Origin of the sequence: Bacillus cereus group sp. BfR-BA-01355, from assembly GCF_022663675.1 — a bacterium.
Classification (GTDB): Bacteria; Bacillota; Bacilli; order Bacillales; family Bacillaceae_G; genus Bacillus_A; species Bacillus_A thuringiensis_S.
In genome coordinates this window covers 1-9120 of the sequence record NZ_JAKUFY010000154.1, presented here as the reverse complement: position 1 = coordinate 9120, position 9120 = coordinate 1, and the positions used below count along the sequence as shown (strand labels likewise).

Genomic DNA, 9120 nt, shown 5'->3' with positions numbered 1-9120 from the left:
ACAGATGATCATCGTGTCACAGCATACTTTGTTGAAATGGTAAAAGAAGCGAAAATGAAAAAAGTTGTATAAGTAACTTGCAACTTGTATAAGATTATAGTAAATTGATGGTAACAATTTTATAAAATAAGCGTGTTGATAGGAAATAGTAACAAATGTTGTTTCTTATAGAGAGTCGATGGTTGGTGGAAATCGATAGAAACAGTTTGTGAATCCATCCTGGAATGGAATGTGGAACATCTTTTGGATTAGTAAGCATTCCCGGTGAAGAGCCGTTATTTCTACTTGAGAGGAAAGCGGTAATGCTTTCAACTAGGGTGGCAACGCGGGTTAACTCCCGTCCCTTTATATAGGGACGGGAGTTTTTTGTGTTTTATAAAATAAAAGGAGGAGTATATAATGCTTGATATTAAATTTTTACGTACAAACTTTGAAGAAGTAAAAGCGAAATTACAGCATAGAGGTGAAGATCTAACTGATTTCGGACGTTTTGAAGAACTTGATACGAGAAGAAGAGAACTACTTGTTCAGACAGAAGAATTAAAAAGTAAACGTAATGAAGTGTCTCAACAAATCTCTGTATTAAAGCGCGAAAAGAAAGATGCAGAAGCTCTAATTTTAGAAATGCGTGAGGTTGGAGAAAAAGTAAAGGATTTTGATAACGAACTTCGCACAGTTGAAGAAGACTTAGAAAGATTAATGTTATCTATTCCAAATATCCCTCATGAGTCTGCTCCAGTCGGTGAAACAGAGGATGATAATGTAGTAGCGCGTACTTGGGGAGAAGTGAAAGAATTTACTTTTGAACCAAAACCACATTGGGATCTTGCTACTGATTTAGGAATTTTAGATTTTGAACGCGCTGGGAAAGTAACAGGAAGCCGCTTCGTATTTTACAAAGGTGCTGGTGCAAGATTAGAGCGTGCTTTAATTAGCTTTATGCTTGATCTTCATACTGATGAGCATGGATATGAAGAAGTATTACCTCCATATATGGTAAACCGTGCAAGTATGACAGGAACAGGACAACTTCCAAAGTTTGAAGAAGATGCATTCCGTATTGAAAGTGAAGATTATTTCTTAATTCCAACAGCTGAAGTACCTGTAACGAATATGCATCGTGATGAGATTTTAAATAAAGAGCAATTGCCTATAAGATATGCTGCATTTAGCTCTTGCTTCCGCTCTGAAGCAGGTTCAGCTGGTCGCGATACACGCGGTTTAATTCGCCAGCATCAGTTCAATAAAGTAGAGCTTGTGAAGTTCGTAAAACCAGAAGATTCTTATGAAGAGTTAGAAAAATTAACAAATGATGCAGAACGCGTGTTACAATTATTAGAGTTGCCATATCGCGTTATGAGCATGTGCACAGGCGATTTAGGATTTACAGCAGCGAAGAAATACGATATTGAAGTATGGATTCCAAGCTATGGCACATATCGTGAAATTTCTTCTTGTAGTAATTTTGAAGCTTTCCAAGCGAGACGTGCAAATATCCGTTTCCGCCGTGAGCCAAATGGAAAACCAGAACATGTCCATACATTAAATGGATCTGGTCTTGCAATTGGACGTACGGTTGCAGCTATTTTAGAAAACTACCAACAAGAAGATGGTACAATTATAATTCCAGAAGTTCTTCGCCCTTATATGGGAGGAAAAACAGTTATTAAGTAAATTTAAACATTCATCGGTATGAGTGATTGGTAATTATGAGCGTTGTCAGTACTGTAATGTAGGAAGGGGAAAGTAAAATTTTCCTTTCCTCATAATTTATTTTAGTAGGGTTGACTAACTGTTTTTCTTTTGATATTATATTTGATGTCAATATGGAGGTATACCCAAGTCTGGCTGAAGGGATCGGTCTTGAAAACCGACAGGCGGCGAAAGTCGCGCGGGGGTTCGAATCCCTCTACCTCCTCCAGATATAATTGACAACAGCGCATATAAGTGGAGATTGGAGAACTCGTTACCAACACGTAACGAGTTTTTATTTTAAAACCAATCATAAAGTATGGTGTAAGGTAATTTTGTCCTTATTACACACTCATATTCCGATGATTATCTTCATAGATATGAAAGGAGTCAACATGGATCTTATTATACAAACATTTCCTTTAGATGGAAAAACTTTATATTATGTACAATGTCCTGTCTGTAAGAACAATAGAATTTTAAACAGTGGTGCAAATGTGTCACGCATTATAAGCGATGATACATTCCGTAAACTTTGTGGTTGCACTTGTGATGTAAAGCAAGCTGAGACAAAAGTAGAGGCACCAAAAAAGGTTGAAAAACCAGCTGTAAAGAAAGAGGCAGCTCCAAAACGTACAGGTAAAGTATTAACGGCAGTAATTAACGGGAAAGAAATGACTGTTAAAGAGATTGCTGAAGCATACGATATTAGTACAAGTACTGTTCGTCAGCGTATTAATGCAGGAAAACCTGAGAGTGAAATTATTGCTCCAACAAAGAAGAAGTAATTTAATAGGAAAACCCGTGCATATGCACGGGTTTTTTATTTTACAAGTTTACGTGTTTGTTTTAAAAAATGGCCAATTTTTTTAATGATTGGTTCGATTGAATCACCATCTTTTAAAATATCGTACTCATTAATGTTTAAGCGTAATACAGGACATGAATTAAAGTTGTTAATCCAGTTTTCATAACGTCCATGCATTTCTTTCCAGTACTCAATTGGTGTTTGCTGTTCCATTGGGCGCCCACGTTCTTGAATGCGATCGACAATATCATCGAAAGAACCTTCTAAGTAAATTAATAAGTCTGGATGAGGGAAGTAAGGAGTCATGACCATAGCGTCAAATAAACCTTTGTATGTTTCATAATCAGTTTCCGTCATTGTACCTTTTTCATGATGCATCTTTGCGAAAATTCCAGTGTCTTCGTAAATGGAACGATCTTGAACAAAACCGCCACCATATTCAAAAATTCTTTTTTGTTCCTTAAATCGTTCTGCTAAAAAGTACACTTGTAGGTGGAAGCTCCAGCGAGTGAAGTCCGCATAGAATTTGTCCAAATATGGATTGGAATCTACTTTTTCAAATGATGTGCGATAACCTAAAGCATTAGCTAATGCAGTTGTCATAGTTGATTTACCCACACCTACCGTTCCGGCGATAGTGATTACTGCATCATTGGGTATATCATATTTTTGCCTTAAATTCATTATTATTTCGACTCCTTTAAGAGAGTATTTTGAAGGGCAGATAGGATGACGTTTAAATCATCAGGATTTTTTACAAAATCCATATCGTCTCCATTAAATTTCAATACTGGTATCTCCGGATGATCTTTTCTAAAAGTATCCATTGCTGTTTCATAATCTTTTGTGAGCTGTAGTAAGTAATTTGGATCCATGTTTTTTTCAAATTCTCTTCCGCGCAAGGCGATTCGTTTTTGCAATGTTTCTAGGCTAGCTGTTAAATAAACAATGACATTTGGCACAGGCATATCTTGTGTAAGGATACGATAAATTTGCATGTACTTGTCATATTGAGAGTCTTTTAATGTGCGGGATGCAAAAATTAAATTTTTAAAGATATGGTAATCTGCTACTACTGGTTTCCTTTGATTCAAATACTTTATGTTAATATCTTCTAATTGTTTGTATCTATTACAAAGAAAGAACATCTCTGTTTGAAAACTCCATTCGTCGATGTCTTCATAAAACTTTCCTAAAAAGGGATTTTCATCAACAATCTCTTTTAGTAAGTGGAGTTGCATGTGAGTTGAAATTTCCTTCGCAAGTGAAGTTTTTCCAACACCAATTGGTCCTTCAACCGTGATAAATGGTACTCCGGTCACGCTGTTTCCTCCTTTCAATCAGTGATTTACCGTGACTACTAAAAACACAAAACAGAATTATTGTAGCACAAGAGGGAAGCGAGTGGGTTAATTTGATATAAAAAGTTAGAAAATAGATATATGTATTAATTAAATTTTATTTTGGATGACGATGTTATATTTGCTTTCAATGTAGTTTCCATTATTTTTAAAGCATGTATATTATCTTGGTCGTTGTTAGAGGCGATACAATCCTGTGGTACATACAATTTATAATTTCTCATATGAGCATCATTAGCTGTAAATAGGATGCATATATTCCCGGCAACTCCTGTTAATATTAGATTTTCTATTTTTAAATAACCTAGTAATGAATTTAAAGGTGTTTCATAAAAAGCGGAATAATGTGGTTTAATAAAAATGTAATCATCAGAACTTGGAGCAATCTTATGGATTATATTTTCACTATATTTATTTGTACAATGAGTAATAAGTTGGTCGATATCAGATCTCCAAAGTTGATAATGGTCATTAACGTAAATTATAGGATAGCCGAAGGATTTCATTTTTTTCTTTAATTGTAAAATAGGGTTTGTTATAGTTTCGCATTTTTGAGCTAGAATGGGTCCGTGGGAAAATTGAAAATCATTAATCATATCGATAATGAGCAAGGCGGTATTTTTCATATGTAATCCCTCTCTTTTTCTTTTAGGGTGGATTGAATTTGTAAAAGTTATCCCCTGTGCAGTAAATGGAAATAAGTGTACTTTATTTGTAATGAAAGGACTATGTTATGGAACAAGATCGAGATATTTATTTTATGCAATTAGCGATAGAAGAAGCTAAAAAGGCGGAGGAAATACAGGAAGTACCAATTGGAGCAGTTATAGTGTTAGATGGTGAGGTAATTAGTGTTGCTCATAATTTAAGGGAAACTGAGCAAAGATCAATAGCTCATGCTGAGTTGCTAGCGATAGATGAGGCGTGTAAAAAATTAGGGACATGGCGTTTAGAAGATGCAACATTGTATGTAACATTAGAACCTTGTCCAATGTGTGCGGGTGGAATTGTTTTATCGCGAGTGAAGCGAGTTGTATATGGTGCAAGTGATCCGAAGGGCGGATGTGCAGGGACATTGATGAATCTTTTAACGGATGAACGATTCAATCATCAATGTGAAGTAGTAACTGGTGTACTTGAGGAAGAATGCGGTACGTTGTTAACAAACTTTTTTAGAGAGCTTCGTAAAAAAAGAAAAGCGATAAAAAAATTAGAGAAAAGCAATGGGAACTAACGTATTTGCATTTTATAAAGAAACAAGTTATACTGATAATGCCTTTAATGAAGGCAACCGAATATTGGTTTTAACTTTGCCGTGCTAAGCGGGGAGGTAGCGGTGCCCTATACTCGCAATCCGCTCTAGCGAGGCCGAATCCCCTCTCGAGGTTATGTTGCTGTAAGGTCTGCCTTAAGTAAGTGGTGTTGACGTTTGGGTCCTGCGCAACGGGACCCCGTGAACCTTGTCAGGTCCGGAAGGAAGCAGCAATAAGCGGGTCTTCTCGTGTGCCGCAGGAGTGCCTGAACCGAGCTAACTGCTTGAGTAACGCTTATGGTACGTAATCGACGGAGGGTGCACGGCAGTTATATATGTATACAAAACTCACCTTAATACAAAGGTGAGTTTTTTGTATAGAAAATAACTTTTGGAATCTATAAACAGAATGGGTTATAATAAATGAGATAATAACCTTTGAGGGAGGCCGTATTTTCGTGTCATACCAAGCGTTATACCGAACATGGAGACCGCAAAAGTTCGAAGATGTAGTCGGTCAAAAGCACGTGACAAAAACGTTGCAAAATGCCCTTCTTCAAGAGAAAGTTTCACATGCTTATTTATTTTCTGGTCCGAGGGGAACAGGAAAAACGACAATTGCAAAAGTATTTGCAAAAGCAATTAACTGTGAACATGCTCCGGTAGCTGAACCTTGTAATGAATGTCCTTCTTGTTTAGGAATTACACAAGGATCCATTTCAGATGTATTAGAAATTGATGCGGCTTCAAATAACGGTGTAGATGAAATTCGAGATATTAGAGATAAAGTAAAATATGCTCCAAGTGCTGTAGAATATAAAGTATACATTATTGATGAAGTTCACATGCTTTCTATGGGTGCATTCAATGCGCTTTTAAAAACCTTAGAAGAGCCGCCAGGACATGTTATCTTTATTTTGGCGACAACAGAACCTCATAAGATCCCGCCTACAATTATTTCGCGTTGTCAGCGTTTTGAATTCCGAAAAATATCAGTGAATGATATTGTTGAGAGATTATCAACAGTCGTGACGAATGAAGGTACGCAAGTGGAAGATGAAGCATTACAAATTGTTGCACGTGCTGCTGAAGGTGGTATGCGTGACGCGCTTAGTCTTATTGATCAGGCTATATCTTATAGTGATGAGATTGTTACGACAGAAGATGTATTGGCGGTAACAGGATCTGTTTCTCAGCAATACTTAGGCAATTTAGTAGAATGCATACGTGAAAATGATGTATCAAGAGCATTACAGATCATAGATGAAATGATGAGTAAAGGGAAGGATCCAGTTCGTTTTATGGAGGATTTCATTTACTATTATCGTGATATGCTTTTATATCAAACTTCACCGCAACTAGAACATATGTTGGAACGAGTAATTGTAGATAATCAATTCCGTAAGTTGAGTGAAGAAATGCAACCGGAAGTGATCTATGAGATTATTCATACCCTTAGTAAGGGACAACAGGAAATGAAGTGGACAAATCATCCGCGTATTTTCTTAGAAGTTGTTATGGTGCAGTTGTGTCAACAGTTTATGATGCAAGCAAACGGTACGGATCGTTTGCAAGCAATTATGAACAGGATGCAGCAATTGGAGAAAGAGTTAGAGCAAGTTAAAAAGAACGGTGTGCCAGCTGGTGTACAACAGGAAGTAAGAGAGACACGTGCAACACCAAAACCCGTACGAACAGGAAGTATGAAGATTCCTATCGGGCGTGTAAATGAAGTATTAAAACAAGCGAAGCGTCAAGATTTAGAACAATTAAAAGCTGTATGGGGTGAGTTGTTAGGAAGACTCAAATCATATAACAAAGTAGCGTTTGCTGTTTTACTAGAAAATAGTGAACCAGTGGCAGCTTCAGATGACACTTACGTTTTAGCATTTCAATATGAGATTCACTGTAAGATGGCGAGCGAAAATCGAGAAGCTATGGATACAGTAGAACAAGCTTTATTTGAATTGCTAAGTAAAAGGTTAAATATGATTGCCATTCCAAAAAGTGAATGGGGTAAAATCCGTGAAGACTTTTTACAACGTGAAGGTGGAGAGTCTGAAGAAAGCCCGGAGAAAAAGGAAGACCCTCTTATAGAAGAGGCAGTGAAATTAGTAGGACAAAAACTCATTGAAATAAAAGAGTAATAATAATTAGGAGGAATTAATTATGATGCGTGGCGGAATGGGAAATATGAATAACATGATGAAACAAATGCAAAAGATGCAAAAAGACATGGCAAAAGCACAAGAAGAGCTTGGTGAAAAAACAGTTGAAGGTACAGCTGGCGGCGGAATGATTACAGTTATTGCAAATGGTCACAAGCAAATTCTTGAAGTGAAGATTAAAGAAGAAGTTGTAGATCCAGAAGATATCGAAATGTTACAAGACTTAGTGTTAGCTGCAACAAATGATGCACTTAAAAAGGCCGATGAGCTATCAAACTCTACAATGGGTAAATTTACAAAAGGCTTAAACTTACCAGGTGGAATGTTCTAGGGGGATATTGATACATGCATTATCCAGAGCCAATATCAAAACTAATCGATAGTTTTATGAAGTTGCCAGGTATCGGACCGAAAACAGCGGTTCGATTGGCATTTTTCGTATTAGATATGAAAGAAGATGATGTGTTAGGTTTTGCGAAAGCACTTGTAAATGCGAAGCGAGATTTAGCGTATTGTTCTGTATGTGGACATATTACTGATCGTGATCCTTGTTATATTTGTAATGATTCGCATCGAGATCAATCAGTTGTTTGTGTCGTGCAAGAACCGAAAGATGTAATCGCGATGGAAAAAATGAAAGAGTATCAAGGTGTATATCATGTGTTACGTGGTGCGATTTCTCCTATGGAGGGAATTGGACCGGAAGACATTAATATCCCGCAACTCTTAAAGCGACTACATGATGAAACGGTACAAGAAGTAATATTAGCAACAAACCCTAATATTGAAGGGGAAGCTACAGCGATGTATATCTCCCGCCTCTTAAAACCTACAGGCATTAAAGTAACTCGTATTGCACATGGTCTGCCAGTTGGTGGAGATTTAGAATATGCAGATGAAGTGACACTATCGAAAGCGTTAGAAGGTCGCAGAGAAGTATAAGAGGAGAAACAAAAATGTTCTTTCAAAAAAAGGGTAAATTGCGTAAAGAGTATGATGATAAGTTAATTGTACTTTTGGAAAAAGTGAAGAATGAGTGGTTACGTCAGAAGAGAATGGTTGAACAAAGTGTAGAACCATCTCAAGATGTCATTTGTTCTTTGAAGATAGCAGAGGCGAAATATTTCTTCTTGTTGAAAGAAGCAAAGCGTCGTCCTGTAAAAATGGAACAATGGTAAAGGGTTCTGCTTTCTAAGCAGGCCTTTTTATTTTATTTGTTAAAATGCTGAGGTGTTGTTTCATTTTGTTTATATGAAAGAGATGTCGCTTATGATAACTGTTCTTTTTTATTGTCTTGTCCCATACAAATAGATGTATAGGTCATTCATAAGGAGGAAAAGATGAATTCTACAATTATTATTGTTGGCATTCTTACTTTAGTGTTTATTTTTCTTGTTTTTGGTGTTGCCTCTAAGCCATTGCGTTTTATAGGTAAGGTGATTTTTCATGTTACTTTAGGCATAGCGTTGCTTTTTATCGTAAATGTTGTAGGGACATATTTTGATTTTCATATCCCGATTAACATGGGTACAGCAGCAATAACGAGTTTATTAGGCCTACCGGGTGTGGCAGCATTAGTGATTATTAAGCTTTATATTATGCCAAGATAAAATTATTTTGGCGTTTTTTTTAAAAGTGTTGACTATTAAATGATTAGTATGGTAAATTAATAAGCGTCGTCAGGAACGAAAGAAAAAAGTTGTTGACAGATTTAACGAGAAATGTTAAATTATAAAAGTCGCTGAAACGCGATATTGAACTTTGAAAACTAAACGAAACAAACAACGTGAAACGTCAATTTTTATTTTTAGATGCTAGACAAACTAACTTTATTGGAGA

At 36.5% G+C, this 9120-nt stretch carries 11 protein-coding genes, 1 tRNA gene, 1 other RNA gene, 1 pseudogene and 1 other annotated feature; of the genes and pseudogenes, 11 read left to right on the top strand and 3 right to left on the bottom strand.

The genetic code is table 11. The annotated features are described in order from the left end of the window. The 4 genes and pseudogenes from MR167_RS28915 to MR167_RS28900 form a co-directional block, all read left to right on the top strand. Positions 1–72: pseudogene (locus MR167_RS28915) on the top strand (pyridoxal 5'-phosphate synthase glutaminase subunit PdxT); the annotation flags it as partial. A 54-nt stretch (positions 73–126) separates the two neighbouring features. Beyond that, positions 127–348: a binding site (T-box leader), on the top strand. 51 nt (positions 349–399) lie between these two features. After that, complete coding sequence (serS, locus tag MR167_RS28910) at positions 400–1674, top strand: serine--tRNA ligase (RefSeq protein ID WP_000884174.1); 1275 nt, start codon at positions 400–402, stop codon at positions 1672–1674. 154 nt (positions 1675–1828) lie between these two features. Beyond that, positions 1829–1921: transfer RNA gene (locus MR167_RS28905), tRNA-Ser, on the top strand. A 166-nt stretch (positions 1922–2087) separates the two neighbouring features. Next, positions 2088–2480 (top strand): sigma factor-like helix-turn-helix DNA-binding protein, encoded by a 393-nt coding sequence (locus tag MR167_RS28900; protein ID WP_000364195.1) that lies wholly within the window; start codon positions 2088–2090, stop codon positions 2478–2480. A 35-nt stretch (positions 2481–2515) separates the two neighbouring features. Here MR167_RS28900 and MR167_RS28895 read toward each other — a convergent pair whose 3' ends face one another. The 3 genes from MR167_RS28895 to MR167_RS28885 form a co-directional block, all read right to left on the bottom strand. Continuing rightward, positions 2516–3184, bottom strand: coding sequence for a deoxynucleoside kinase (locus MR167_RS28895; RefSeq protein ID WP_001053585.1), 669 nt, complete (start codon positions 3182–3184; stop codon positions 2516–2518). Between the two features lie 2 nt (positions 3185–3186). Beyond that, positions 3187–3822: a deoxynucleoside kinase gene (locus MR167_RS28890; protein WP_000148217.1), complete on the bottom strand. Its 636-nt coding sequence runs from the start codon at positions 3820–3822 to the stop codon at positions 3187–3189. Between the two features lie 125 nt (positions 3823–3947). Beyond that, on the bottom strand, positions 3948–4487 hold the full coding sequence (locus MR167_RS28885) for a cysteine hydrolase family protein (protein ID WP_000798738.1): 540 nt from the start codon (positions 4485–4487) through the stop codon (positions 3948–3950). A gap of 107 nt (positions 4488–4594) precedes the next feature. On the opposite strand from MR167_RS28885, the gene tadA reads away from it, so the two are divergent. The 7 genes from tadA to MR167_RS28850 all read left to right on the top strand — a co-directional run bounded on the left by tadA (position 4595) and on the right by MR167_RS28850 (position 8891). Next, on the top strand, positions 4595–5095 hold the full coding sequence (tadA, locus tag MR167_RS28880; RefSeq protein WP_000434339.1) for a tRNA adenosine(34) deaminase TadA: 501 nt from the start codon (positions 4595–4597) through the stop codon (positions 5093–5095). A gap of 79 nt (positions 5096–5174) precedes the next feature. Further along, positions 5175–5439, top strand: an RNA gene (gene ffs, locus MR167_RS28875) — signal recognition particle sRNA large type. A gap of 132 nt (positions 5440–5571) precedes the next feature. After that, complete coding sequence (dnaX, locus tag MR167_RS28870) at positions 5572–7260, top strand: DNA polymerase III subunit gamma/tau (protein ID WP_242316067.1); 1689 nt, start codon at positions 5572–5574, stop codon at positions 7258–7260. Positions 7261–7285: 25 nt separating this feature from the next. After that, positions 7286–7612 (top strand): YbaB/EbfC family nucleoid-associated protein, encoded by a 327-nt coding sequence (locus MR167_RS28865; RefSeq protein ID WP_014894853.1) that lies wholly within the window; start codon positions 7286–7288, stop codon positions 7610–7612. 14 nt (positions 7613–7626) lie between these two features. Next, positions 7627–8223: a recombination protein RecR gene (recR, locus tag MR167_RS28860; RefSeq protein WP_000559169.1), complete on the top strand. Its 597-nt coding sequence runs from the start codon at positions 7627–7629 to the stop codon at positions 8221–8223. 14 nt (positions 8224–8237) lie between these two features. Further along, a complete protein-coding gene (locus MR167_RS28855; RefSeq protein WP_000466019.1) occupies positions 8238–8459 on the top strand; it encodes a YaaL family protein in 222 nt (73 codons plus the stop codon). A gap of 162 nt (positions 8460–8621) precedes the next feature. Continuing rightward, entirely contained in the window at positions 8622–8891 is a 270-nt protein-coding gene (locus MR167_RS28850; protein WP_001089273.1) for a pro-sigmaK processing inhibitor BofA family protein, read from the top strand. Positions 8892–9120 lie beyond the last annotated feature (229 nt).

Coding starts and splice junctions, on each gene's coding strand:
- MR167_RS28885 (WP_000798738.1), bottom strand. CDS start 4,487: ATGAAAAATACCGCCTTGCTCATTATCGATATGATTAATGATTTTCAA.
- serS (WP_000884174.1), top strand. CDS start 400: ATGCTTGATATTAAATTTTTACGTACAAACTTTGAAGAAGTAAAAGCG.
- MR167_RS28865 (WP_014894853.1), top strand. CDS start 7,286: ATGCGTGGCGGAATGGGAAATATGAATAACATGATGAAACAAATGCAA.
- MR167_RS28900 (WP_000364195.1), top strand. CDS start 2,088: ATGGATCTTATTATACAAACATTTCCTTTAGATGGAAAAACTTTATAT.
- MR167_RS28895 (WP_001053585.1), bottom strand. CDS start 3,184: ATGAATTTAAGGCAAAAATATGATATACCCAATGATGCAGTAATCACT.
- MR167_RS28855 (WP_000466019.1), top strand. CDS start 8,238: ATGTTCTTTCAAAAAAAGGGTAAATTGCGTAAAGAGTATGATGATAAG.
- recR (WP_000559169.1), top strand. CDS start 7,627: ATGCATTATCCAGAGCCAATATCAAAACTAATCGATAGTTTTATGAAG.
- tadA (WP_000434339.1), top strand. CDS start 4,595: ATGGAACAAGATCGAGATATTTATTTTATGCAATTAGCGATAGAAGAA.
- MR167_RS28850 (WP_001089273.1), top strand. CDS start 8,622: ATGAATTCTACAATTATTATTGTTGGCATTCTTACTTTAGTGTTTATT.